Source organism: Solirubrum puertoriconensis, from assembly GCF_001483135.1.
Lineage (GTDB): Bacteria > Bacteroidota > Bacteroidia > Cytophagales > Hymenobacteraceae > Solirubrum > Solirubrum puertoriconensis.
Genome location: NZ_LNAL01000008.1, coordinates 1,404,758 through 1,428,048, shown reverse-complemented (window position 1 = coordinate 1,428,048; position 23,291 = coordinate 1,404,758). Strand labels below are relative to the sequence as shown.

The 23,291-nt window shown below is 58.5% G+C and carries 22 protein-coding genes; 11 read left to right on the top strand and 11 right to left on the bottom strand.

All coding sequences use genetic code 11. The features are described 5' to 3' along the window. Nucleotides 1-287: 287 nt before the first annotated feature. Both ASU33_RS20390 and ASU33_RS20385 read right to left on the bottom strand, forming a co-directional pair. Nucleotides 288-1,097: a ParA family protein gene (locus ASU33_RS20390; RefSeq protein WP_059072631.1), complete on the bottom strand. Its 810-nt coding sequence runs from the start codon at nt 1,095-1,097 to the stop codon at nt 288-290. 93 nt (nt 1,098-1,190) lie between these two features. Then, entirely contained in the window at nt 1,191-1,871 is a 681-nt protein-coding gene (locus ASU33_RS20385) for a metal-dependent hydrolase (RefSeq protein ID WP_059072630.1), read from the bottom strand. Nucleotides 1,872-2,087: 216 nt separating this feature from the next. On the opposite strand from ASU33_RS20385, the gene ASU33_RS20380 reads away from it, so the two are divergent. Next, on the top strand, nt 2,088-3,818 hold the full coding sequence (locus ASU33_RS20380; RefSeq protein WP_078063284.1) for an ABC transporter substrate-binding protein: 1,731 nt from the start codon (nt 2,088-2,090) through the stop codon (nt 3,816-3,818). A gap of 82 nt (nt 3,819-3,900) precedes the next feature. Here the strand turns inward: ASU33_RS20380 and ASU33_RS20375 are convergent, their stop codons facing one another. From ASU33_RS20375 to ASU33_RS21370, 3 genes are all read right to left on the bottom strand, one after another. Next, nucleotides 3,901-4,491 carry a DUF1989 domain-containing protein gene (locus ASU33_RS20375; protein WP_059072629.1) on the bottom strand — a complete coding sequence of 197 codons (591 nt, stop codon included), beginning with the start codon at nt 4,489-4,491 and terminating at the stop codon, nt 3,901-3,903. After that, entirely contained in the window at nt 4,460-5,152 is a 693-nt protein-coding gene (gene gntA, locus ASU33_RS20370) for a guanitoxin biosynthesis heme-dependent pre-guanitoxin N-hydroxylase GntA (RefSeq protein ID WP_059072628.1), read from the bottom strand. Before gntA ends, ASU33_RS20375 begins: the two co-directional genes overlap by 32 nt. Nucleotides 5,153-5,395: 243 nt before the next feature. Then, the gene (locus tag ASU33_RS21370; RefSeq protein WP_149867335.1) at nt 5,396-6,244 is read right to left on the bottom strand and encodes a DUF6438 domain-containing protein; all 849 of its coding nucleotides are present in this window, start codon (nt 6,242-6,244) and stop codon (nt 5,396-5,398) included. Nucleotides 6,245-6,275: 31 nt separating this feature from the next. On the opposite strand from ASU33_RS21370, the gene ASU33_RS21365 reads away from it, so the two are divergent. Continuing rightward, entirely contained in the window at nt 6,276-6,500 is a 225-nt protein-coding gene (locus ASU33_RS21365; protein WP_149867334.1) for a hypothetical protein, read from the top strand. 338 nt (nt 6,501-6,838) lie between these two features. Here ASU33_RS21365 and yidC read toward each other — a convergent pair whose 3' ends face one another. Next, nucleotides 6,839-8,677, bottom strand: a complete 1,839-nt coding sequence (gene yidC, locus ASU33_RS20355) for a membrane protein insertase YidC (RefSeq protein WP_059072625.1) — start codon at nt 8,675-8,677, stop codon at nt 6,839-6,841. Nucleotides 8,678-8,992: 315 nt separating this feature from the next. Next, nucleotides 8,993-10,651 carry a CTP synthase gene (pyrG, locus tag ASU33_RS20350; RefSeq protein ID WP_059072624.1) on the bottom strand — a complete coding sequence of 553 codons (1,659 nt, stop codon included), beginning with the start codon at nt 10,649-10,651 and terminating at the stop codon, nt 8,993-8,995. A gap of 333 nt (nt 10,652-10,984) precedes the next feature. Between pyrG and ASU33_RS20345 the strand changes: the two genes are divergently transcribed. Beyond that, a complete protein-coding gene (locus ASU33_RS20345; RefSeq protein WP_286130698.1) occupies nt 10,985-11,680 on the top strand; it encodes a hypothetical protein in 696 nt (231 codons plus the stop codon). A gap of 76 nt (nt 11,681-11,756) precedes the next feature. On the opposite strand, the gene ASU33_RS20340 is transcribed toward ASU33_RS20345, so the two are convergent. Continuing rightward, nucleotides 11,757-12,779: an LLM class flavin-dependent oxidoreductase gene (locus ASU33_RS20340; protein WP_059072622.1), complete on the bottom strand. Its 1,023-nt coding sequence runs from the start codon at nt 12,777-12,779 to the stop codon at nt 11,757-11,759. A gap of 302 nt (nt 12,780-13,081) precedes the next feature. Between ASU33_RS20340 and ASU33_RS20335 the strand changes: the two genes are divergently transcribed. The 5 genes from ASU33_RS20335 (at nt 13,082) to lepB (ending at nt 18,334) form a co-directional block, all read left to right on the top strand. Continuing rightward, a complete protein-coding gene (locus ASU33_RS20335; protein ID WP_160328248.1) occupies nt 13,082-14,314 on the top strand; it encodes a D-alanyl-D-alanine carboxypeptidase/D-alanyl-D-alanine-endopeptidase in 1,233 nt (410 codons plus the stop codon). Between the two features lie 300 nt (nt 14,315-14,614). Then, nucleotides 14,615-15,565, top strand: coding sequence for a ParB/RepB/Spo0J family partition protein (locus tag ASU33_RS20330; protein WP_078063282.1), 951 nt, complete (start codon nt 14,615-14,617; stop codon nt 15,563-15,565). Between the two features lie 19 nt (nt 15,566-15,584). Beyond that, nucleotides 15,585-16,250 carry a DUF5683 domain-containing protein gene (locus tag ASU33_RS20325; RefSeq protein ID WP_149867333.1) on the top strand — a complete coding sequence of 222 codons (666 nt, stop codon included), beginning with the start codon at nt 15,585-15,587 and terminating at the stop codon, nt 16,248-16,250. Between the two features lie 4 nt (nt 16,251-16,254). After that, nucleotides 16,255-16,974, top strand: a complete 720-nt coding sequence (gene dapB, locus ASU33_RS20320; protein WP_059072619.1) for a 4-hydroxy-tetrahydrodipicolinate reductase — start codon at nt 16,255-16,257, stop codon at nt 16,972-16,974. Between the two features lie 199 nt (nt 16,975-17,173). Further along, the gene (lepB, locus tag ASU33_RS20315) at nt 17,174-18,334 is read left to right on the top strand and encodes a signal peptidase I (RefSeq protein WP_059072618.1); all 1,161 of its coding nucleotides are present in this window, start codon (nt 17,174-17,176) and stop codon (nt 18,332-18,334) included. Between the two features lie 305 nt (nt 18,335-18,639). Here the strand turns inward: lepB and ASU33_RS20310 are convergent, their stop codons facing one another. After that, nucleotides 18,640-19,302, bottom strand: coding sequence for a uracil-DNA glycosylase (locus ASU33_RS20310; protein ID WP_059072617.1), 663 nt, complete (start codon nt 19,300-19,302; stop codon nt 18,640-18,642). A 127-nt stretch (nt 19,303-19,429) separates the two neighbouring features. On the opposite strand from ASU33_RS20310, the gene apaG reads away from it, so the two are divergent. After that, entirely contained in the window at nt 19,430-19,816 is a 387-nt protein-coding gene (gene apaG / locus ASU33_RS20305; RefSeq protein WP_059072616.1) for a Co2+/Mg2+ efflux protein ApaG, read from the top strand. A 12-nt stretch (nt 19,817-19,828) separates the two neighbouring features. After that, nucleotides 19,829-20,638, top strand: coding sequence for an O-methyltransferase (locus ASU33_RS20300; protein ID WP_059072615.1), 810 nt, complete (start codon nt 19,829-19,831; stop codon nt 20,636-20,638). A 92-nt stretch (nt 20,639-20,730) separates the two neighbouring features. Here the strand turns inward: ASU33_RS20300 and kdsA are convergent, their stop codons facing one another. Together kdsA and ASU33_RS20290 are read right to left on the bottom strand one after the other, a co-directional pair. Beyond that, the gene (gene kdsA, locus ASU33_RS20295) at nt 20,731-21,558 is read right to left on the bottom strand and encodes a 3-deoxy-8-phosphooctulonate synthase (RefSeq protein ID WP_059072614.1); all 828 of its coding nucleotides are present in this window, start codon (nt 21,556-21,558) and stop codon (nt 20,731-20,733) included. Between the two features lie 27 nt (nt 21,559-21,585). Beyond that, a complete protein-coding gene (locus ASU33_RS20290; protein WP_059072613.1) occupies nt 21,586-22,197 on the bottom strand; it encodes a methyltransferase domain-containing protein in 612 nt (203 codons plus the stop codon). A 125-nt stretch (nt 22,198-22,322) separates the two neighbouring features. Between ASU33_RS20290 and ASU33_RS20285 the strand changes: the two genes are divergently transcribed. Beyond that, entirely contained in the window at nt 22,323-23,270 is a 948-nt protein-coding gene (locus ASU33_RS20285; protein ID WP_059072612.1) for a DUF8428 domain-containing protein, read from the top strand. The last annotated feature ends 21 nt before the right edge of the window (nt 23,271-23,291 follow it).

Below are 23,291 nucleotides of genomic sequence, written 5' to 3'. Positions count from 1 at the left end.
CAGCACGGGTAAGCCACGGCAGAAGGGCAGTAGCAGTAGGAGGACATATCTTGTACGGTTTGATGTTTTGTTTAGATAAAATAATCGTAAATTTTTATTTAATCAAGGAATAATATAAACAGTGCAACTGGACTATATTTCGTTATAAACCCTTTAGATTGAGCTTCTTTCATTCTTACCAATCGTTGCCGCAATAGGGCTTATACATTTCGCTTATGCGTAGCCATGATAAAGCAAAAGGGCAGCCCTGTTAGGGGCTGCCCTTGGAGTTATTATCCTAAGTAAACCTAGGCAGCGTCGCCTTCGGCGTACGCTGCACCGTCCTGCGTCACGGAGTTCTTCTCCACAATCTCGCGAGCCAGATTGAGGTAGCTGATCGAGCCTTTGCTTTCGGCGTCGTGCAGGATTACCGGAATACCAAAGCTCGGCGATTCCGATAGCTTAACGTTGCGCGGGATGATGGTATCGAACACCAATTGCTGGAAGTGCAGCTTCACCTCTTCCACTACTTGGTTGGAGAGGCGCAGGCGCACATCGTACATCGTGAGTAAAATCCCCTCAATCTCGAGCTGCGGGTTCAGGCGGCTCTGAATGATTTTAATGGTATTCAAGAGTTTACCCAAGCCCTCGAGAGCGAAGTATTCGCACTGCACCGGGATGATTACCGAGTTGGCAGCCGTGAGGGCGTTTACCGTAATCAGGCCCAACGAGGGCGAGCAGTCGATGATGATGAAGTCGTACTGATCGACCAGCGAGGCCAGCGCCTGCTTCATCTTCTCCTCGCGGTTGGGCAGGTTGATCATTTCCACCTCGGCCCCAACGAGGTCGATGTGGGAGGGCATCAGATCGAGGTGGGGCAGAATATTGGTCTGCAGGATAATATCCTGGGCGTTGATGCCATCGACCATGCACTCGTAAATGCTGTGTTGAATGTCCTTCGGATCGAAGCCCACGCCGGAGGTAGCGTTGGCCTGCGGATCGGCATCTACCAGCAGGGTGCGGTATTCCAGCGCAGCCAACGACGCCGCGAGGTTGATGGACGAGGTGGTTTTGCCCACGCCGCCTTTCTGGTTTGCTACCGCAATAATTTTACCCATTTCTCTGTAGTTGACAGTTGTCGGTGGCCAGTTGTCAGGTGTCAGATTTCGAAGGTAAGAAACTGCTCACTGACTACTGCTACCTCCGCAACTTTACAAATTTATCGTTTGCCCGAGGTTCATCAGCACCAGCTCCACGCCAGCCGCTTGTGCTTTGCGCTGAGCGGCTTCGTGGTCGAGCTTAATCGGCGGGAAGGTGTCGTAGTGCATGCCTACTACCCGCTTCACGCCCAGCCACTGCGCAGCCTGCAGGGCATCGTCGATGCCCATGGTAAAGTTGTCGCCGATGGGCAGTAGGGCTACATCGAGCTTGGTACGCTCGCCTATCAGCTTCATTTCGTAGCTGAGGGCCGTGTCGCCAGCAAAGTACAGGTTGCCTTCGCCCGTTTCGAGCACAAAGCCGCCAGCTATGCCGCCGTACGAGCCATCGGGCATCGACGAGCTGTGCACGGCCGGTACCATTTTCACGGAACCGAAAGGCAGCTGTGCGCGGCCACCAATATTCATCTTGTACGGCGCCTGCAAACCTTTTTGCTCAAACCAGCTCAGCACCTCAAACATACCTACCAGTGGGGCGTTGGTACGCTTGCCTATCTCCTCAACTTCCGAAACGTGGTCGTAGTGGCCGTGCGAGAGCAGGATAAAGTCAGCTTCGATTTGATCTACCTGTACGTCCTTAGCCAAGGCATTAGGCCGAATAAACGGGTCGAACAGGAGGCGCGAGCTCCCCACGTGCAGACCAAAGCAGGAGTGTCCGTAATAGGTAAGTTCCATGCAGCGAAGTTAGCGGATAAACACGGCTGCGGCCGAGCGCAGATTTAGCCGTACTTTGCTACAAATATACACGTCTTTCCCGTTCGCAGAGCCCGTTTTTTGGCTTCTAGCGGCACTTCCGAAGCCCCTTCGAAAAGAGCTGCAACCGACCGCCACATGCGCGCTTAGTCAATCGGCAACGACTTGCTTCTGAGTTCTTTTCCTTTGCTAAAGCCAATGGCTACCATTAGCTCCTGGCCCCGTAAGCACTTGATCCGTCTCTTCTTCCCCCCTGCCTTTTTTCGGCGCCATACGCACCTAGGGCGCGGCCTTTTGCTGCCGGCGTTGGCCCTGCTGAGCGGCTGCGGTACGGCTACCAAACCAGCCGATGAGCGGCGCGTTTTCCGCTACAACCAGCCCGAGGCGCTTACCTCGCTCGACCCAGCATTTTCCCGTAACCAAGCCAACATTTGGGCCGTGACGCAGCTCTACAACGGCTTGGTAGAGCTGAACGACTCGCTGCGCCCGGCTCCGGCCCTGGCCCGCCGCTACGATATTTCGCCCGATGGCCGGCGCTACACCTTTGTGCTGCGCCCGGGCGTGCACTTCCACGATTCGGAAGTGTTTCCCGGCGGCAAGGGCCGCGAGGTTAAGGCCCAGGATGTAGTCTACTCCTTCCGCCGCATCCTCGACAAGCCCACGGCCAGCCCTGGCGGCTGGATTTTTCGGGGCAAAATCCTGGAAACCGCCGACGGAGAGCCATCAGACACCGCCTTCGTGGCCCCGAATGACTCCACGGTGCGCATTTACCTGAAGGAGCCGTTCATCCCGTTCCTAGGTATCCTCACGATGCCCTACGCCTATGTGGTGCCGCGCGAGGCCGTGCAGCGCTACGGCAAAGACTTTCGGGAGCACCCAGTGGGCACCGGCCCCTTCGTGTTCAAGCGCTGGGACGAAGGCTCAGCCATTGTGTACCACCGCAACCCCAACTACTGGCGGCGCGATGCCAAGGGCAAACAGCTCCCCTACCTCGATGCGGTGCAGATTAGCTTTATTTCCGACCGTAAATCGGAGTTTCTGACGTTTCAGCAAGGTAAGCTCGATTTTCTGTCGGGGATTCGGGCCGGCTCGCGCGACCTGATTCTGTACCCCAACGGCCAGCTGCGCGAAGACTTTGCGGGTAAGTTCCGGTTCGAGAAGGTTCCTTACCTGAACACCGAGTACCTAGGGATTCAGCAAGACCCTACCAACTTGCGCGGCGACGCCGATCAACCCGCCCTGCGCGATCGGCGCGTGCGGCAGGCCCTCAACTTTGCCCTCAACAAACCCGAGCTGCTGGCTTATTTCCTCAACAACGTGGGCGTGCCGGGCCATTCGGGTTTCGTGCCTTCGTCGCTGCCATCCTTCAGCCAGCAGGCGGTGCCGGGCTACACCTTTCAGCCCGAAAAAGCGCGGCAATTGCTGCGCGAAGCGGGCTACGGTCCCGGCAAGCCGTTGCGCCTGCGCCTAAGCACCGTGGCCGACACCAAAGAGATAAGCGAGTACCTGCAGAAAAAGTGGGCCGAAATAGGCGTGCAGGTACAGATCGACGTGAACCAGTCGGCAGCGCACCAGGAGATGGTAGACAACGGCCGGGCCGCGTTCTTTACCAAGTCGTGGCTGGGCGACTACCCCGACGCCGAGAACTACCTAGCCCTGTTCTACGGCCTCAACTTCTCGCCCGCCGGGCCTAACAAAACACACTACAAGAACCCCGAGTACGACCGCCTGTACGAGCAAGCCAAGCTGGAGCGCGACGACCGCCGCCGTTGGGAGCTGTACCAAGCCATGGACCGCCTGGTAGTGCGCGATGTACCCGTAATTCCGCTGTACTACGACCAAGTAGTGCGCCTCACGCAAAACAACGTGCACGGCCTCACGCCCAACCCCATGAACCAGTTGGTACTGGAGCGCGTCTGGAAGGATTAACCGAAGGGACAATTAAGAACCCAAAACGCCTTGGCCCGGCTGCAACTGCAGCCGGGCCAAGGCGTTTTGGGCACCTAGGGCATTAGCTCTCGATACGGTAACCGATAGGCTTGAAGGCATAGTTATTCGACATTTCGGCCGAACACGCCGTCATGCCCACCACCAAATCCATTTTCGCTTCGATAACCACGTAGTCGCCGGCGCGGCTTTTGGGCGGCAGCACGCCCACCTTGCCGGTGTTTCCATCCACGGTTACGTGCATGAAAATGTTAAAGCAAATAGGAATGCTATCGGGGCTGATGCCGTAGGGCTGCAGGGCCTCGCTGAGGTTGCCAAAGCAGCCGCGGTGCGGATGCTGATGCCCATAGATGATCCGAAACGTATCGGCAGAGCAAGGCGTGAGCAGAAAGTCGTGGCGGCCTACCGTGTCCTCCACCAGCTCAAACATCACGTTGCTGCGGTTTGAGTAGAACGGGTGGCCTTTGGTGAGGAAAATGGTTTCGGCGTAGTCGATGGTGCGGCCCGACGACAGGTATTCGTCGCGGTCGTGCAAGTTGTAGCACACAAAGTCCGACACCTGTTCGCCCTGCAAATCCACCACGCGCAAGCGCTGGCCCTTGCGCAACTCGAAGGCGGTGCCACTACGCGGCGGTATTACGGTCAGTTCGTCCATGTTGGCTCAAGAAAGGGCATTTCCAGGATTCGTCGTGCAAGCTGCCGGTGTACTGGTGGGCCTCCGAGGCTTCGCCGAAGTTGGCGAGCATGGGGTTCACTGAGCCCGAGAAGGCCTCGTCGCGCTTGCGAATGGTTTGCTGCAAGTACTCGTACCGCCCGTTGGCACGCAGCTGCTCAAACTGCTGATGCGCATTGAATACTATGGTGGGGTACTCAAAGCGCCGGGCGGCCCGGCTACTGCCGGGGTGCAAGCCAATCACGAAGAAGGCTTCTTCTTTCAAGCTGAAGCTGAAATCGGGCGAGGTTGGGTCGGGCACCACCCTTGGGTCGTAGCCGTATTGGCGGGCGTCGAGGTTGGAAAGCGACTGGAGCCGTTGCCAGAACAACTGCTCAAACATGGCTTCGGTAGTTTCTTCGGGGCCTTTAAACACCACGGCGGCGCTGTGGTACAGCTTTTCCGACTGGCGGTAGTCATCCACGAAGTTGTATACAAACTGCAGGATGTCGGCGTCGTCCTTGGGGCAAGCCAAGTGGTCGACCACCAAGCAGTGGAGTTGATTCCAGGTGAGGGCCGTCTTGGCCGCTACGCAAGGGAATTCTTTGTTATTGATAAACGCGAGGTATTCCCCTGATATTGCCTGGGCTTCTGCATGAGACATATCAAGTTATTTTGTTGAACAAAATGCGGCTGTTTGTTAAACATCACACCTCGCTTTACGACCCGTTCAGCTTTATTGTTTTAAATATATGACATTGAACAAATCCTATATAAGCTTTCTATTCGACAAACCGCTGCAACTTACCGGCGAGTGGACTTATGTGCCCTGCCAACTTTGGTAAAAAAACAAAAGCCCCGCAAAGCGCTTGCTTTACAGGGCTCTTGGATTAGATCAACCTAGCGCTTAACGATCGAGAACCACATCGCCAGCACCAACGCGGGCCAACTCGTTGCTGATGTAGTTGAGCAGCGTCTGCAAGTTGTCTGGGGCGCCCTCCTCCACTTGGACCGTTTTGCTGGTTTGGCCTGGCACGTTAAGCGTGAGGTAAGTCGAGGGCATATCACTGGCGCCGCTCAGGTACTGGGGCTGTAAGTTGGCAAAACCTATTTGAGTAGTCTGGTTCACCATTGCTTGCACCACATCAGCGGGGAGGCGCAGCTCGTGCGCACCCGTTTTGGCCACGTGCTGGTAGCCGTTGTATTGCACCCGCCCATCGGCAAAGATGCTGGCCTCGAAGTGCGGGCACCTGCCTAGGCAGGGCGTTTTGCGGAATACCAGCACCGGAGCGTTGCTCTGGGGCACGGGCGTGTTTTCGGTTTTCGGCTCAGCTTCTACGGGCGGGCGCGTGGTGGGGCCGGTTGGCACTTGTGGGCTGCTTTCCACAGGTACTGTCGTTGGCACCGATTCGGCCTCGTTCGTGCGGTTGGGGCCAGGCGTGGGCTTGGTATCGGGGGTATGCGAGGTTGGGTATGCTGGGTTGCTGGGGTTTGCCTCTGGCTTTGTGGGGGCCGTAGGCGTTTCGGCCTGGGGCGTAGCGGGTACCTCGGCCCGCTTGGGCGGAGCTGTGGGTAAAGTAGGCTGCTGGGGTATGGGCGTGGGCGCATTGCCACCGGGCGTTGGGGCGCTAGGTGTGGTAGGCTTATTGGGCCCGGTGCTAGGTGGTGGCGTGTTGCCTCCGCCGGGGTTGGTAGTAGGTGCCGGGTTCCCCGAGGTTTCATCAACCCTAGGCCGCGGTGTACGGGGCGGGCGCACCGGCGGTGTGTGCGAGGCAGGCGGAGGCGGTATGCTCCCGGGCGTTTGGGCTGGCGGCGGTGTGGTGGGCACCGGGCTGTTGCGTACAGGTGGTGGCGTGGTAGGCGCCGGCGTATTCCGAACCGGTGGTGGCGTTGTTCTTACGGGAGGTGGAGGCGTGTTCCGGACGGGCGGTGGCGGGGTGGTTCGTACGGGTGGCGGCGGGGTGCGCACCGGGCCCGGGGGTACCCTAGGTGGCGCCGAGGGCGGTGGGTAGGCAGGTCCTCTCGATGGGCCGGTTGGCCCCGTAGCTACCGGCCCTGGCACTGGGTAATCGTAATCGTAGCCCGGCTGCGGCCCGGAGGTTTGGGCAGGAGCCGCTGCCGGGGCAGCAACGTAATAGTTCACGGTGCAGGCCGGCAGGGTGCTGATGAGCAAACACAAGCCCAAAGTGAGTAAAGATGTACGCATAGTACCTGTTGTATTGAGAGAAGGAGGTGCAAACGCTGTAGCCAAAAAGCGGACCAATAGCGCAAATACCGAATATTACTGCACAAAAAAGCCTCCCGAGCACTACTCGGGAGGCTTTTAACTAGCTATCTGATAGCAGGTAAACTATTTTTTCTTGGGTTGCTTACGAGCTTCGGTTTCCCGCTCCTGTGCAGCCTTCATGGCCTCAGCCAAGCGAGCCTGGAAGCCGCCGGGCTTCTTGTCCTTGTTTTTCTCTTTGTTGGCCTGCAGTTGGGCGTGCAGCTTGTCCTCATCCACGAAGGTGCGGGTAATGGCCTGCTGCGCAAAGGTCACAATGTTCGATACGAAGTAGTACCACGTAAGGCCAGCCGGGAAGTCGTTCAGTACGAAGAAGAAGATCAGCGGCATCAGGTAGCTGTAGAACTTCATCGGGCCCTGCATGGCGGCCGGGTTCATCTGGTTGCTCTGCCAAGTCATCAGCAGCGTCGAGATGGTCATCAGCAGCGTAAACAGGCTGATGTGGTTGCCCAGGAAAGGCAACACAAACGGCAGCTTAATGGGGTCGTCGTAGGTGCTCAGGTCCTGAGCCCACAAGAACGACTCGCCGCGTAGCTCGATAGCGTTGGGGAAGAACTGGAACAGCGCGAACAAGATGGGCAGCGTAGCCAGCATGGGCAAACAGCCGCTTAGCGGGCTGGCGCCGGTGCTCTGGTACAGCTTCATGGTTTCCTGCTGCACGGCCATCTGGTCGTCGCCTAGGCGCTCCTTAATCTGGTCGATTTCGGGCTTCAGCACCCGCATTTTGGCCTGCGAGAGATACGACTTATACACCAGCGGCCACAGCGCTAGCTTGATGATAATCACCAGCAGCACGATGATCAGGCCATAGGAGCTGATGTATTGCTCCAGGAAGTTGAAGACCGGAATAACCAGGAAGCGGTTTACGTACCGGAAAATGCCCCAGCCCAAGTACACGTTGCGCTCGAAATTGGGCGCTACGTTCTTCAGGATCGGGAAAGAGTTCGGGCCGAAGTAGTACTGGAAGCTCGCACCGCTGGCCGACTGCACATCGGCAGCCGGAATTTGCACGGTGCTTTGTAGCGTCTTCAGGAAGGTGCTATCGGCGGTGTTTACGTTCGAGTTGAACTTGCCATTGGTGAACTCCTTATCGGCAATCAAACCGGCCGTAAAGAAGTCGTGCTTGTGTCCGATCCACTTCACCGGGCCGGGTGCTACCTGCTCTTCGGGGTCTTCGCTGGCTTCGGCAATGGAGCCTAGGTCGTCTTCGGCCAGGTAGTAGTTGACGGTGGTGTGGCTGCGGTTCTGCTTGGCGCTTTTCTCCGTCTGGCGCACTTTGTCGAGCCAGGTGAGCGTAAGCGGTTCAGCCGTTACCAAGCCATTCAAGCCCTGAAATTTCAGGTTGTAGGCTAGCTGGTACGAATCGTTGTAGAGCGTGTACGTCTGCAGAATCTGCTGACCGGGGCCCAGTTCGGCAACCAATTGTACGCGCTGGCCTTGCTTACTGCCCTCGGTTACGGGCTGCACCGGCGTGGGGCGGAAGCTGAGGCTCGAAAGCTTCACCTTACGGCCATCGGCGGCGGGAACTTGCACATCAATACCGCCGCTCTGCTTATCGAGCAGGTACAGCGGAGTACCGAAGTAGGTCTTCTCGTCGTTGAGCAGCACCACTTGCGGACGACCGCCGCGCGTGCTCAGCGAAACGGTAATCTTGCTGTTACGAAGCTCAACCGTTTGCTCGGCGCCCTGGGCTGCCGCGGCAAACGCTCCTAGGTTGCGCACCAGCGCGGCAGAATCGAGCTGGACAGCAGCAGCAGTATTGGCGGTATCGGGGCGTGCTGCGGCTGCGGCAGCTGGCTTGGCGGGTTGCTGAGCTTGCTCCTCCTTCTTCGGCGAGAAGAAGAACAGGTATACCAGCAGCAGGGCCGAAATAAGCATGAGGCCCGTGGCCTGATTTCTATCCATGAATGGATTAGGTATTGGGTAAAAGGCAGTTGTGGCCGGCAACCAGCCCGCCACTGCCCAAGCGAGCCGCAAAAGTACGTGGCAATCAGCTAACTGCTAACAACCCGGCGCAAAGTCGCTTGGGTTCCGGGTGGATGCAACAACCGGGCGCACCTAGGGCAACATGCCAAATTGGCCGGCGCAATACCGAAAAAGAACGTCACGCTGAGCCTAAGCGAAGCATCTCTACCGCGTTATTTAGATAGTAAAATCACTATCTGGCGAGATGCTTTGACAAGCTCAGCATGACTTACTTCGAGTTGAGGTCTTTGGGCTTTACGCTACCGCCACCTGCTGCTTGTGGTGCTGAATGGCGGCGCGCACAAAGCGCACGAACAGCGGGTGCGGGTTTTGCACGGTACTCTTCAGCTCGGGGTGAAACTGACCAGCCACGAACCACGGGTGCTCCGGCAGTTCAATCATTTCTACCAGCCCGGTATCGGGGTTGATGCCCGAGGCAACCATGCCGGCTGCCTCAAACTGCTGCAGAAACTCGTTGTTGAACTCGTAGCGGTGACGGTGGCGCTCCTCGATGTGCGTGCGGCCGTACGCCTTGGCAGCCTTCGAGCCTTTGCGCAGCTCGCACACGTACGAACCTAGGCGCATGGTGCCCCCTTTTTGGGTAACGTTCTTCTGATCGGCCATCAGCCCGATTACCGGGTACGGCGTTTCGGGGTTCATTTCGGTAGAGTTGGCACCCTGCAGGCCCAGTACGTTGCGGGCAAACTCCACCACGGCGCACTGCATGCCCAGGCAGATGCCGAAAAACGGAATGCTGGCTTCGCGCACGTAGCGGATAGCAGCCAGCTTGCCCTCAAAACCACGCTCGCCGAAGCCCGGCGCCACCAGCACCCCATCGGCGCCGTGCAGCATCTGCGGGATGTTTTCGGGCGTAAGGTGCTCCGACTGAATCATGCGCACCGTCACCTTGCACTCGTTTTGCGCGCCGGCGTGCACAAACGCCTCCAGAATGGATTTGTAGGCATCGGGCAGCTCCACGTATTTGCCCACCAGCGCCACCGTAATTTCTTCGGTGGGGTTTTTCAACCGACCTAGGAAATCCTTCCACACCTCGAGGTCGGGGTCGGGCAGGCCGCCTGTGAGCTTCATCTTCTTGATAACCCGCTCGTCGAGCTTCTCCTTGCGCATGAGCAGCGGCACGGAGTAAATGCTGTCGGCGTCGAGCGACTCGATAACCGAATTCACCTGCACGTTGCAGAACAGCGCAATCTTCTTGCGCATCTCGGCCGGAATGGAGTGCTCGGAGCGGCACACCAGAATATCGGGCTGCAGGCCAGCTTCGCGCAAGTCGCGCACCGAGTGCTGGGTGGGCTTGGTTTTGAGCTCCTTTGCGGCGGCGAGGTACGGCAGCAGCGTGAGGTGAATCACGAGCGAATCGTGCGGGGGCAACTCCCACCGCAGCTGGCGCACGGCCTCCACGAAGGGCAACGACTCGATGTCGCCGATGCAGCCACCGATTTCGGTAATCACCACGTCAAATTCACCTTCTTGCCCGAGCAGCAGCATGCGCCGCTTAATCTCGTCGGTGATGTGGGGTACCACCTGCACCGTCTTGCCTAGGTAAGCGCCCTCGCGCTCCTTCCGGATTACGGCATCGTAGATGCGGCCGGTGGTTACGTTGTTGGCCTGCGAGGTGGGTACGTTCAGGAACCGCTCGTAGTGGCCTAGGTCGAGGTCCGTCTCGGCACCGTCGTCGGTTACGTAGCACTCCCCGTGTTCGTAGGGGTTCAGCGTGCCCGGGTCGATGTTGATGTAGGGGTCGAACTTCTGGATGGTAACCCGGAAGCCGCGGGCTTGCAGCAGCTTGGCCAGGGAGGCCGAGATGATGCCTTTGCCCAGCGAGGAGGTTACTCCACCTGTTACGAAAATGTACTTGGCCGTCGCAGCCGGGGGGGTGAGGTGTCGGTCTGGCATAACGGGAAACAAAAGTACGGGAAAGAGTTGGGGCTTCCCGGGCTTTGTTGGTGCAGCCGCTATTTTCTGAGCCAGGGAGCACGGCTGCCATCGCGCAAATAGCGGGCTAGCTATAGCTTAAATGTGACGCATGAAAGCCTGCCGCTCCTACCTTAGCTTAGGCACTCGGCGCAGCGGTTTACTCTTGCCGCTTCTGCTGAAGATCAACTTGGTTCATGCCTCTTCTCCTCAACAACTCCGGCAGCCATGAAAAGAATACACTTGTTCGAGTTTGAAGACCTGCCGTGGCTTCCGAAGTGGATTAGAACCTGCATGACAAGGCTGCTAAATGTCATGCACCGGTTTCTGGGCTCGCGCGAGGACTTGGTGATGCTCTTTACCAAAGCCATGCAGCACTCGGGCCAGCGTACTATCGTTGATCTGTGCTCGGGTAGCGGCGGCCCTATGCCCGAAGTATTCGCAGAGCTGCAAAAGCAGAATCCATCGGCCGATTTGTCGCTGCTGTTAACCGACTTGTACCCCGACCTAGGGCTTGCCGCAGCAATCAACCAGCAAGCCGGCAGCAGCATATCGTATCGGACCGCCCCCGTTGATGCCACCCAAGTTGGGCCGGAGTTAACGGGTATCCGCAGCATGGTGTGCAGCTTTCACCATATGCCCCCAAACGTAGCGCGCAATATTCTGCAGGATGCGCAGCGCAGCCGGCAGCCTATTTGCATCTACGAAATCAGCGACAACAGCTCTCCGGCCCTGCTGTGGTGGATTTCTATCCCCATGGTTTTTATTATGGCTTTCTTCATCACGCCACTTGCCCGGCCACTCACTTGGCGGCAACTGCTGTTTACTTACCTCATCCCCATCATTCCGCTTTGCTTTGCCTGGGACGGCGCCGTATCCAACGCCCGCACCTACACCTTGCAGGACTTGGATGTTCTGCTCGATGGGCTGCAAGCGGCGGATTACACTTGGGAAAAGGGCGTATTCGCTGGCAAAGCAAAACGACTGTACCTGCTTGGCTTGCCGGCTTAGCGCCGGGCGTTATGCCTTCAGCTTCCTAGAGTAATCCTTGTAAAGCCAGCACGAACTTCTACCCTAGCGGTTCAGCTCAACGAATCAGGGGCGCTACGCGGGTGCCAAGCAGCTCAATGGAACGCGTGATTTTCTCGTGCGGCAGCGCGGCCACATCCTGCTGAAACGTAACCCGCGAAACGCCACCTAGGGCTTCGCTGTGCCGCAGGATTTTATCGGCTATTTCCTCAGGGCTGCCCACCAGCAGCGCACCACGCGGGCCTACCTGCGCATCGAACTGGGGCCGCGTGATGGGCATACCGCCCCGCTCGCGTGCCCGAGCCGAAAAAGTACGGGCGTACCCCGGAAAGAACTCGTTCTGGGCCTGCTGGGTGGTTTCGGCCACGTAGCCGAGGGAGTGTAGGCCTACTTTTAGCTTCTGCGGTGCATGGCCGGCCCGGTTGCCTGCCTCGCGGTACAAATCAATTAAAGGGCGGAAACGGTGGGTTTCGCCGCCGATGATGGCCACCATCAGCGGCAGACCTAGGGCTCCGGCCCGGGCAAACGACTGCGGCGTACCTCCTACCCCAATCCAAACGGGCAAGGGCTGCTGCACCGGGCGCGGATATATGCCTTGTCCGGTTAGCGCCGGCCGAAACTTGCCCGACCACTGCACGCGCTCGTTGTCGCGGATCTTTAGCAGTAGGTCGAGCTTTTCCACAAACAGCTCGTCGTAATCGTCGAGGTCGTAGCCAAACAGCGGAAACGCTTCGATGGAAGAAGCCCGCCCGACGACCATTTCGGCGCGGCCCTGCGCAATAAGGTCGAGGGTGGCGAACTGCTCAAACACGCGCACCGGATCGGCGGCACTAAGTACCGTAACAGCACTGGTAAGGCGAATGCGCTTGGTGCGGGCCGCAGCGGCGGCCAAAATCACAGCAGTGGCCGAATCGAGGTACTCGCGGCGGTGATGCTCGCCAATGCCAAATACATCGAGCCCCACTTGCTCGGCGTACTCGATGCGGCTGAGCAGTTGCTCCATTGCGGCCGCGCCGGTGGGCGTAATGCCGGTGCTGGGGTCGGGCAAGGCCGCCGCAAAACTATCGATGCCGATTTCCATAAGGATTGTTCTTGATGCTAGGGTGGCCCATACAACAGGTAAGTGGCTCGTGTGTTGCTGGGCACAGCTGTAGGGTCATCCAAAGTAGCATTTCAGCGAAACAAGCAACGAACTGTATCAATCTTGTGCCGCCCTTGGTGGCTCTTTGGGCACAGTGCTTGTGCGCCGCTAAGTCGTAGTTTAGGCGCCTTATGCGCTGTTTGCTTCTGTTACTTGCTCAGTTGGGTTTGCTCGCGGGCGTTGCACGTGCCCAAACTCCGGAACCCGCCGCTGCGCCTGCTCCAGCTCCTGCCGAATGGCTCTTGCCCGAACTTCAGACCTCTGCGGTACTGCGCCAGCATCACGTTGGGTTTCAGCTAACCGACGTAGCCACAGGGCAAACGCTGGCCACCTGGCAAGCCGATAAGTACTTTGTGCCCGCCAGCACCCACAAGCTGCTTACGCTGTACGCAGCCCTGCGCATCCTGCCCGATTCGGTGCCGGCTTTGCGCTACGTGGTGCACGGCGATTCGCTTATCTTCCGCGGCACCGGCGACCCTACCCTCCTGCACGGCGACGTGCCGAGTCGCCGCGCGTATGAATTGCTGAAACGCTGGCCCGGCAAGCTTTACTACGCCGAAACGCCCGCCGCCGAGTCTAAGTTTGGCCCCGGCTGGAGCTGGGATGATTACCCGTACTACTTTCAGCCCGAGCGCAGCACGTTTCCCATCTACGGCAACGTGGTACGCTTTAAGTACCGCCAGCCCGGCCAACGAGCCGTTACGGTGCAACCGCGTTGGTTTGCCAAATCGGTGAAGCCTGCGGCCGCTGGCGCTACCAGCCCCGACCATGTGGCCCGCGCGCTGGAAGCCAACCGCTACACTTGGTACCCCAGCCCTAGGTCTTGGACTGATGAATCGCCTTTCAGGACCAGCCGTGAGCTGCTGCTTACACTGCTGCGCGACACCCTGAAACGCAAGGTACGCCCTGCCCCTTGGCGCCTCCGGCCCAACGAAACACCTAGGACGTACTACAGCCTCGGCGTTGATTCGCTGCTGCGGCGCACCATTCGCGTGAGCGACAACCTGCTGGCCGAGCAAACCATGCTGCTCTGCTCCAGCCAACTTGGCCACGATAGCCTCAGCGTAGCCCGCGTAATCGCCTATGCCCGCAAGCAGTGGTTGCTCGATTTGCCCGATTCGCTGGCCTGGGTTGATGGCTCGGGCCTCTCGCGCCAAAACCTTACCACCCCGCGCAACCAAGTGGCTGTGCTGCTGAAACTGCATCAACTGGTACCCGAAGCTCGCCTGTTCGATTTGCTGGCCGCCGGCGGACGGCAGGGCACCCTGCGCCGCGTGTACCGCGACCCAACCGGGCTGTGGCTGTGGGGCAAAACCGGCACGCTCACCAATGCCCATAACCTCTGCGGATTTCTGCGCACGCGCTCGGGGCAATTGCTTGCCTTCAGCTTCATGAACAACAACCACCTGGCTGAGACTTCCGAAATACGCAACGAAATGGAGCGCGTGCTTACCCTGGTGCGCGAACGACTCTAGCATAGGCGTTAGACAGCCGTTATCAGTACAACATCGTCAGTAAACCCGTAAGACGCGCTGCCTTGCTTTCGCGCCCAGCGTTGTTATTGTTACCGAAGCAGTTACAAGCCAATCAAGGCCTTAAACCCGCTTTTACTGAACCATAACAAAGAATTGTTCCACGCATACTCGTCTTACTAACAGACACTTACCCACTTTATCCACCAATGTTCCACAAAAATTGTGGATTTCTTCCGTGGGCTTTGTGCTATTTTTGATTTCCCTTCGGCCGCCGTCTGGCCCTAGGGCCTCAGAGTGAGTATGTCAGAGAAGCACGAAGAGAAAACCGCCCAGACGCCGCTGGCCAAGCGCCGCGTGGGTGGCCTGGGCCGCGGGTTGAACGCCCTCATCGAGGGTAGCTACGAAAAGAAAAGCGAGCGGGTGAGCAGCTTGGTGCCCCACCCCGTCAACTCCGTAGGTCTGATCCCGACCGATCAGATCGAGGCAAACCCCTACCAGCCCCGTACGCACTTCGATCAGGAAGCGCTGCAAGAGCTGGCCGAAAGCATCCGGGTACAGGGCATCATTCAGCCCATCACGGTGCGCCAAACCGGCCCCGCTGCATACCAGCTTATTTCGGGTGAGCGTCGCTTGCAGGCCTCGCGCCTAGCTGGCCTGGAAACCATTCCGGCGTACATCCGCAAGGCCGACGACCAGCAAATGCTGGAAATGGCCCTGATCGAGAACATTCAGCGCGAAAACCTCAACGCCATCGAAATTGCGTTGAGCTACCAGCGCTTGGTGAGCGAGTGCAACCTGAAGCAGGAAGAATTGGGCGACCGAGTAGGCAAAAACCGCTCGACCGTAACCAACTACCTGCGCCTGCTAAAGCTGCCGCCCGATATCCAGATCGGTCTGCGCGACAACGTTATCAGCATGGGCCACGCCCGCGCATTGCTTAGCGTAGAGGATGCCCAGCATCAGCTCAACCTGTTCGAGCGCATTGTGGCCGAAGAGCTTTCGGTGCGCCGCATCGAGCAGCTGGTGCGCCAAGGTGTGCCGGTGGCAGCTAAGCCTAATCAGGCCCAGCCCGCCGAGGATGCCTTGCCCGTGCCGCCGGCCGAGGTAAAACGCGCCGAGCGTTTCTTGTCCGACCGCTTTGGTTCGCGCGTACAAGTAAAACCCACAGCGCAGGGCCGGGGAGAAATCCGCATCAGCTTCGATTCGGCCGAAGACATGCACCGCATCATCAGCATACTGCAACCGGCCTAACCACGTTGAGGGTGGCACTATGAGCAACCCATTCGCTTTACGCTTATCGGTAGCCCCATTGCTTATGGCAGTGGGGCTGCTTTGTCTTTCTGCACCGGCGCAGGCCCAAACCGTTACGTCCGATACCGACTCGACGCAAGTAGCGGCCGGTCCCACCGTGCCCGATTCGCTGCGCCGTCGCGAGCGGTTGTTGGGTATTCGGATGAGCCGCCCCACCAAAGCTGTGATACTAGCCGCGGTGTTGCCCGGCGCGGGGCAGGTGTACAACCGCAAGTACTGGAAGTTGCCGCTGGTGTACGGCGCCCTAGGTGGCACCATTGCCGGCGAGCTATTTTACCTCGACCGCTACCGCGAGTTCCGCGACGGGTACAACGCCCGCCGGGCTGGGTTACCCGATCCGGGCCCGCGCTCCAGTAGCTTCACCACCGACGCAGCCCAACAGCAGGCGCTTAACTTCTACCGCACGCAGCGCGACGTGTTCTTTGCCTACATTGCGGGCGCTTATGCCCTGCAGATGCTGGACGCGCTGGTAGATGCGCACCTCCACGACTTCGACGTAAGCGACGATTTAAGCTTGCGCTGGCAGCCGGCAACCTTGCCAACCCCAAGTGGGCCGGCAGCCGGTGTTGCCCTTACCTTTACGCTGCGCCCCGGATCTAGCCCGGCAGCGCCGCGACGCTTTTAGCTCTATGAAAATTTTGTTGATTGGCTACGGCAAAATGGGCCGGGCCATTGAAGCTCAGGCACTCAGCCGCGGCCACCAAATCGTCGGCATTATCGATCCGGCACACCCCGAAACCAAACTCAGCCAGTTTGGCCCCGCCGATGCCGACGTTGCCATCGAGTTTACGCACCCCGATGCTGCATTCGAGAATGTAAAGGCTTGCCTCGAGCAAGGCCTTCCGGTAGTATGCGGCTCCACGGGCTGGCTGCACCACTTCCCCGAAGCTCGCGGCTTGGCGCAGGAAAAAGGCGGCGCCCTATTCTACGCCTCCAATTACAGCGTGGGCGTGAATTTGTTCTTCCACTTCAACGAGTACATCGCGGCCAAAATGCACCAGTTTGGCGGCTACGATGTGCAAGTGCGCGAAATCCACCACGTACACAAGGTCGATCAGCCAAGCGGCACGGCCCTTACCGTGGCCGAAGGCATTATGCGCCACTACCCCGAAAAGAAACGGTGGCGCAACGATCCAGCTCAGTCGCCAGAGGAGTTGGCTATCATCTCGGAACGCTTGTCCGAAACCGTGGGCACGCACGTGGTAACCTACACCTCGCCCGTTGATGGCCTGGAGTTAAAGCACGAAGCCTACTCGCGCGGAGGGTTTGCACACGGCGCCGTTCTGGCCGCCGAGTGGCTACCCAGCCGCCAAGGCGTATTTGGCATGAAGGACTTACTGGGCCTCTAAGCACCTAGGGCTTGCCCCGAGTAAATGGAACGCGTTTCGACGCGTTCTTTTTATATCCGGCAAAAGCATCTTACTTCTGGCTGCAATACCAGCTTTTTGCCAGCGTTAGCGCTAACTGACGCGGAAAATCGGATATTCAGCCGCACAAATCTTTTCACCCCCGACACCCAAAGGCGGCCCTGCCGCTTTGTTGTTCTCCATGGCAGTTACTTTCTGGAAGAAAAAACCGGCCGAGCAGCCAACCAAACCCAAAGGTTTCTGGCGCGAATGGGGCGATGCCATCCTGTTTGCGGTGGTGGCCGCTACGCTGATCCGCTGGGCTACGTTCGAGGCTTACACCATTCCGACGCCCTCGATGGAGCACTCGCTGCTCGTAGGCGACTACCTGTTTGTAAGCAAGCTGCACTACGGCCCGCGCACCCCGCAAACACCGCTGCAGGTGCCGCTTACGCACCAAACGCTGTGGGGAACCGCCATCAAGAGCTATTCCGATCTGATTCAGCTGCCCTCTTACCGCCTGCCCGGCTTTTCGGAGATTAAGCGCGGCGACGTGGTGGTATTTAACGTGCCCTTCGAGGATCAGCACCCGGCCGATTTGCGCACCAACTACATTAAGCGCTGCGTGGCCGTGGCCGGCGATGTACTCGAAATTAAGCAGCAAGAGGTATTCGTGAACGGCAAGCAGCAGGTAACGCCGCCGCAGTCGCAGCGCCGCTACTTCGTGGATGTGCCGCAACCTAACGACGACCTCAAGAATGCGTTTCAGCAGCAAGGCGTGGTCGATTACTACGCCCAAGGTGGCACGCCGCAGCCCAACCCGGCCTTTAATACGCCGGTGTATATGGTAGATATGACGGCCACCACGGCGGCTTTCTTCAAGAAGCAGCCCTACGTGCGCAGCATCGTGAACGACGCTACGGAGCCCGGCAAAGCCGAAGCCGACGTATTCCCGAACAACCCCGACTACCCACACAGCACGCCCGCGCCGCTCGTAAACTGGAATCGCGACAACTACGGTCCGCTGCAGGTGCCCAAAGCTGGCCAAACCGTGCAGCTTACGGCGCAAAACGTGCCGATCTACCAAAAGATCATCCAGCGCTACGAGCACAACGAAGGCATTACGGTAGCCAACGGCCAGATTCTGCAAAACGGCACCCCCCTGACGAGCTACACCTTCAAGCAGGATTACTACTTCATGATGGGCGACAACCGCCACGATTCGCTCGACTCGCGCTATTGGGGCTTCGTACCCGCCGACCACATCGTGGGCAAAGCCGTGTTGATCTGGATGTCGGTTGACCCGAATGCCGGCCTAGGTGGCAAAATCCGCTGGAGCCGCTTGTTCAACACCATCGACTAAGCTCGGGCTTTAAGCAAAACACAACGGCCCGGTGACGTAATCACCGGGCCGTTGTGTTTTATACCGCTGTCGTTGCGAGGAGGTACGACATTTCGCGCATTGAGCGGCGTCAATCCTTCCTTTGGCGGCACAACAGTTCGGTTGGCAGAACTCTCAAACCGCACCGCCCGAGACCTGGTAGCAGGGTCGGGCGGTGCGGTTTTTAGCCTACGTAGTTTTCGGTTGGTACTGGGTGAAGGGTTGTGCCCTGCTCAGGACCGATTGCCTCGTCTTTCGTTCTCGCAATGACAGCGGGCAGAGCGGCGTTACCACTGAATGGGCCCAAGGCCTTGCTGCTGCAGGTAGGCGTTGGTTTTGCTGAAGGGCTTGGAGCCAAAGAAGCCTTTGTCGGCGGCGTAGGGCGAGGGGTGCGCGGCTTTCAGGACGAGGTGCTTGCGGCTGTCGATTAGCTCGGCTTTTTTCTGGGCGTAGGCACCCCACAGGATAAACACCACGTGCTCCTTCTGCTCGGAGATGATGCGGATAACGGCATCGGTAAACTCCTCCCAGCCCTTCTTCTGGTGCGAGCCGGGCGTAGAGGCCCGTACCGTAAGGGTAGCATTCAGAAGCAACACGCCTTGCTGCGCCCACCGGTCGAGGTTGCCGTTGTCGGGGCGCGGTATGCCTAGGTCGCTTTCCAGCTCTTTGAACACGTTGACGAGCGAAGGAGGCGACCGGACCCCGAACTGCACCGAGAAGGCTAACCCATGGGCTTGCCCCTTGCCGTGGTAGGGATCCTGACCTAGGATAACCACCTTCACTTGCTCGAAGGGGCAGGCGTCAAAAGCATGAAAAATTTGGCCGCCCGCCGGGTAAACCGTTTGGGTTTGGTACTCCTGCTTGACAAATTGAATAAGCTCCTGAAAATAGGGCTTCTCGAACTCGGGCTGCAACACCTTGCGCCAGCTTTCATTTATCTTTACGGTCATGCCTCTGGGGGGTAAACGTATGCGACAACTTGGGCCAAACGTAGCCGGGTTGCGTACGTAAACCAAATCCGAAAGGCTGCTGTTAGCTCCTTCCATACTCACCCATTGCCGTTTCGGCCCCGTTGCCATGAACTCTACAACCACTCAGGGCGTGACGGTTAGCGTATCGACCAGCTACCTGTCCGAGTATTCGAGCCCCAACCAGGAACATTTCGTTTTCGCCTATAGAATCGACATTCGCAACCACAGCGAATACACCGTGAAGCTGCTGCGCCGCCACTGGCACATTTACGACGCCAACGGCGTGGTACGCGAGGTGGAGGGGGAAGGCGTGGTGGGCCAGCAACCTACCCTCGAGCCCGGCGATGCGCACCAGTACGTGTCGGGCTGCAACCTGAAAACCGGCATCGGCAAGATGCGTGGCACCTACCTAATGGAGCGTGTGGCCGACGGCCGTACCTTTGAGGTCGAAATCCCCGAGTTTACGCTCGTGGTACCGTTCCGCCTCAACTAAACCCGCTCCGCTTTGTCGCTACTGCCCCAGGCACTGCGCTACATCCGCTACTGGCTTCGATCGGGGAATGCACACGGGCTGCATTCCCCGTTTGTTTTTTCGCTTTACCTCGACGTAGTCTGCCACACCGGCGAGTTTGGCTCCTTTCAGGCCATTGAAGACCGCCGCCAGGCGCTGCGCGAGGACACCCGCAGCCTGCGCATCACCGATTTCGGTGCTGGCTCGCACACGGGCGCGGGCCCGGAGCGGCTGGTGCGCAACATAGCACGCTCAGCCGCCAAGCCGCCTAGGTTGGCGCAGCTGCTTTTTCGGTTGGTGAACCACCTGCAGCCCGCCACTATCCTGGAGTTGGGTACCTCCCTAGGTCTTACCACTGCTTACTTGGCCTCGGCCAGTTCGCGGGCCCATGTGCTCACCTTCGAGGGTTGCCCCCAAACGGCGGCCGTTGCCCGCGAAACGCTAGAGCAGCTGCGCCTAAGCAACGTTGAGTTGATTGAGGGCAACTTCGACGAAACGCTGCCGCAAACCCTAGCTCAGCTACAGCACCCGCTCGATTTTGCCTTCTTCGACGGCAACCACCGCTACGAGCCCACACTGCGCTATTTCGAGCAGTGCCTCCCCCACCGCACCGAAAACTCCGTGTTCGTGTTCGACGACATTCATTGGTCGGGCGAGATGGACCGGGCCTGGGAGGCCATCAAAGCGCATCCGGAGGTGGCACTGACCATCGACCTGTTTTTTATCGGCTTGGTGTTCTTCCGGCGCAACGCGCCCAAGCAGCACTTTATCCTGCGGATAGAGTCGCGCGGGTTGGGCGTCTGATCTATCCTTAAGACAAGGCCTGCTCGCAGCTGGTAATAATTACCAACTGCGAGCAGGCGCTTCGCTTTTGCCCCAGGAGAAAGTTCTGGCACCTAGGCGCGCACTGCCTCGCGGATACGCGTCAAGCGCTCCAGCAAGGCTTCGAGGCGGTCGAGCTGCAGCATGTTGGCCCCGTCGGATTTGGCCGTGGCAGGCGTCGGGTGCGTTTCGATGAACAAGCCATCGGCACCAACGGCAATGGCAGCGCTGGCAATGGTTTGGATGAGCTGTGGCTTGCCGCCAGTTACGCCGCTGCTTTGGTTAGGCTCTTGCAGGGAGTGCGTTACGTCCATCACCACAGGTACGCCGAAGCCCTGCATGGCCGGGATGTTGCGGTAATCCACCACCAGATCGGAGTAGCCAAAGGAGTTGCCGCGGTCGGTGAGAATAACGTGCGGGTTGCCCGACTGGCGCACCTTATCCACGGCAAAGCCCATCGACTCGCCCGACAGAAACTGACCTTTTTTGATGTTGACTACCTTTCCCGTGTTAGCTGCAGCTACCAACAACTCGGTTTGGCGACACAGAAAAGCCGGTATCTGCAGCACATCCACGTACTCGGCCGCCATAGCAGCCTCACTCGACTCGTGAATGTCGGTGACGGTAGGCACCCCGATTTCGCGGCCTACCTTCTGCAGAATCTTCAAGGCGGTTTCGTCGCCGATGCCAGTGAACGAGTCGAGGCGCGAACGGTTGGCCTTGCGATACGAGCCCTTGAAGATGTACGGAATCTGCAGCCGGTCGCAAATGGTGCGCACTTGCTCGGCGATGCGCAAGGCCATGTCTTCGCCCTCAATTACGCAGGGTCCGGCCATCAGGAAAAACTGGCCCGAGTTGGTATGCGCGAAGTTGGGCAGTGCAGCGGTTAGGGTATTCAGCATGTTGGTAGAGAAATGACACCCGGGTACCTAGGCCGGGGTGTCGGCTTTTTTCTGAAGGCAGATGAACAGCTCGCGGTCGGCCCGCGGCTTAATGGAGTTGTAGGCCGTATCGAAGTGCACGAACTCGAAGTAGGGTTCGAAGTAGCGACGATACTCCTCGCGGGTGCCACCAAAGGGCGGCTCGTTGCCCGGCCCTACTTGGCCATCAAAGAGCAAACCCATGAGTTTTCCGCCTGGCCGGAGCAATTTGGCGCACTGTTGGGCATAGCGCGGGCGCAGTTCCGGACTGAGGGCGCAGAAAAATGTTTGTTCCACGATGAGGTCGTAAGGTCCTTCCAGCTCGAAGAAGTCCTGGAGCAACAGGTGTGCAGCCGGAAAAGTAGGCACACGCTGCTGCAGAGCACCTAGGGCCTCCGGCGCAATATCCGCCACATACACTTCCTCAAAACCCGCACTATGCAGGTACTCAGCTTCGTAGGCACGGCCGGCGCCCGGAATTAGAATGCGACGGGCATCGCCAGGGCCCAGCTGAGCGAAGTAGGCCCGAAGCGGTTCGGTTACGGTGCCGGTGTCCCACTGGTCGCGCCCGTCGGCGTAGCGGGCACTCCAGTAAGCGGCGTCGAAAGAGGTTGCTGACATGCGACGAACGGCAGGCTAGCTGGGCAATAAAGTTGCTCGGCTATAATATCCGTGTATTTTTGGCGTAAAGGTAACGCTGTGGCCGGGCTATTCCCGGTGCGGTTTCATTCACTTTCCACCCCCCTATGGAACAAGAGCAAGCCCCCGAACGCCGCAACAATAATCGCGTGCTGCTGATTGTCGCGCTGTTTCTCGTGCTGCTAGGCATCAACGGTATCCTCTTCTACATGAACCAGCAAAAGAGCAAGCAGAACGAGCAGCTCGCCGCTGATATCAAGGTGAAGGATACCAAGCTGGAGGAACAAATTAAGCAGTACGAAACGCTGAAAGCCGACTTCGAGCGCCAAAGCCAGGAACTGCAAGGCATGGGCCTCGCCAACGATTCGCTGGAAGCTAAGATTGCCAGCGTTAATGCCGACCTGCTGAAGCTGCGCTCCTTCCGAGCCGGTTCGTTCTCGCTGGCCGACCAAAAGCGCTACCAGCAACGCGCCCAAAACTTTGAGCGCCAGCTGCGCCAGAAGGACGAGGAAATCGTTCAGCTGAAAAAGGACAACGAAATGTTGTTCACGGAGACGCAAACCCTGAAAGAGCGTCAGAACAAGCTTACCGATACGCTCGGCACCATTGCCCGCTCCAACCAGGAGCTCAGCGAAAAGGTAGCCATTGCCTCGCGCCTGCAGGCCGAAAACATTCGGGTGGGCGTGGTAAACCGCCGCAACAAAGAAGCCCAGGACGAAGACAACGAGTTTAAGGCCAAGCGCGTCGAAAAGATCAAGGTAACCTTTAACCTGGCCCGCAACGACGTGGCCCCGAAGGAAACCAAGCAAATCATGATGCGCCTGCTCGAGCCCGATGGCTCGGCCCTGTACAACCTGAGCACCGGCGGCGGCACCTTCCTGATCGATGGCAACGAAGCCTTCTACACCGCCAAGCAGGAAATTGTGTACGACAACACCCGCCAGCCCGTGCAGTTTGTGTACGCCAAAGGCAACGAGTACAAAACCGGCGCCCACACCGTGGAGCTGTACGCCGATGGATACCTGATCGGCAAAACCACTTTCACGCTGAAGTAACCTCAAGCGCTACTCAGCAAA

What these genes read in the sequence shown, in the direction of transcription:
- ASU33_RS20390 (WP_059072631.1), bottom strand. Translation starts at nt 1,097, where the DNA reads ATGGGTAAAATTATTGCGGTAGCAAACCAGAAAGGCGGCGTGGGCAAA.
- ASU33_RS20385 (WP_059072630.1), bottom strand. Translation starts at nt 1,871, where the DNA reads ATGGAACTTACCTATTACGGACACTCCTGCTTTGGTCTGCACGTGGGG.
- ASU33_RS20380 (WP_078063284.1), top strand. Translation starts at nt 2,088, where the DNA reads ATGGCTACCATTAGCTCCTGGCCCCGTAAGCACTTGATCCGTCTCTTC.
- ASU33_RS20375 (WP_059072629.1), bottom strand. Translation starts at nt 4,491, where the DNA reads ATGGACGAACTGACCGTAATACCGCCGCGTAGTGGCACCGCCTTCGAG.
- gntA (WP_059072628.1), bottom strand. Translation starts at nt 5,152, where the DNA reads ATGTCTCATGCAGAAGCCCAGGCAATATCAGGGGAATACCTCGCGTTT.
- ASU33_RS21365 (WP_149867334.1), top strand. Translation starts at nt 6,276, where the DNA reads ATGCTCCCGGGCGTTTGGGCTGGCGGCGGTGTGGTGGGCACCGGGCTG.
- yidC (WP_059072625.1), bottom strand. Translation starts at nt 8,677, where the DNA reads ATGGATAGAAATCAGGCCACGGGCCTCATGCTTATTTCGGCCCTGCTG.
- pyrG (WP_059072624.1), bottom strand. Translation starts at nt 10,651, where the DNA reads ATGCCAGACCGACACCTCACCCCCCCGGCTGCGACGGCCAAGTACATT.
- ASU33_RS20345 (WP_286130698.1), top strand. Translation starts at nt 10,985, where the DNA reads ATGCACCGGTTTCTGGGCTCGCGCGAGGACTTGGTGATGCTCTTTACC.
- ASU33_RS20340 (WP_059072622.1), bottom strand. Translation starts at nt 12,779, where the DNA reads ATGGAAATCGGCATCGATAGTTTTGCGGCGGCCTTGCCCGACCCCAGC.
- ASU33_RS20330 (WP_078063282.1), top strand. Translation starts at nt 14,615, where the DNA reads ATGTCAGAGAAGCACGAAGAGAAAACCGCCCAGACGCCGCTGGCCAAG.
- ASU33_RS20325 (WP_149867333.1), top strand. Translation starts at nt 15,585, where the DNA reads ATGAGCAACCCATTCGCTTTACGCTTATCGGTAGCCCCATTGCTTATG.
- dapB (WP_059072619.1), top strand. Translation starts at nt 16,255, where the DNA reads ATGAAAATTTTGTTGATTGGCTACGGCAAAATGGGCCGGGCCATTGAA.
- lepB (WP_059072618.1), top strand. Translation starts at nt 17,174, where the DNA reads ATGGCAGTTACTTTCTGGAAGAAAAAACCGGCCGAGCAGCCAACCAAA.
- ASU33_RS20310 (WP_059072617.1), bottom strand. Translation starts at nt 19,302, where the DNA reads ATGACCGTAAAGATAAATGAAAGCTGGCGCAAGGTGTTGCAGCCCGAG.
- apaG (WP_059072616.1), top strand. Translation starts at nt 19,430, where the DNA reads ATGAACTCTACAACCACTCAGGGCGTGACGGTTAGCGTATCGACCAGC.
- kdsA (WP_059072614.1), bottom strand. Translation starts at nt 21,558, where the DNA reads ATGCTGAATACCCTAACCGCTGCACTGCCCAACTTCGCGCATACCAAC.
- ASU33_RS20290 (WP_059072613.1), bottom strand. Translation starts at nt 22,197, where the DNA reads ATGTCAGCAACCTCTTTCGACGCCGCTTACTGGAGTGCCCGCTACGCC.
- ASU33_RS20285 (WP_059072612.1), top strand. Translation starts at nt 22,323, where the DNA reads ATGGAACAAGAGCAAGCCCCCGAACGCCGCAACAATAATCGCGTGCTG.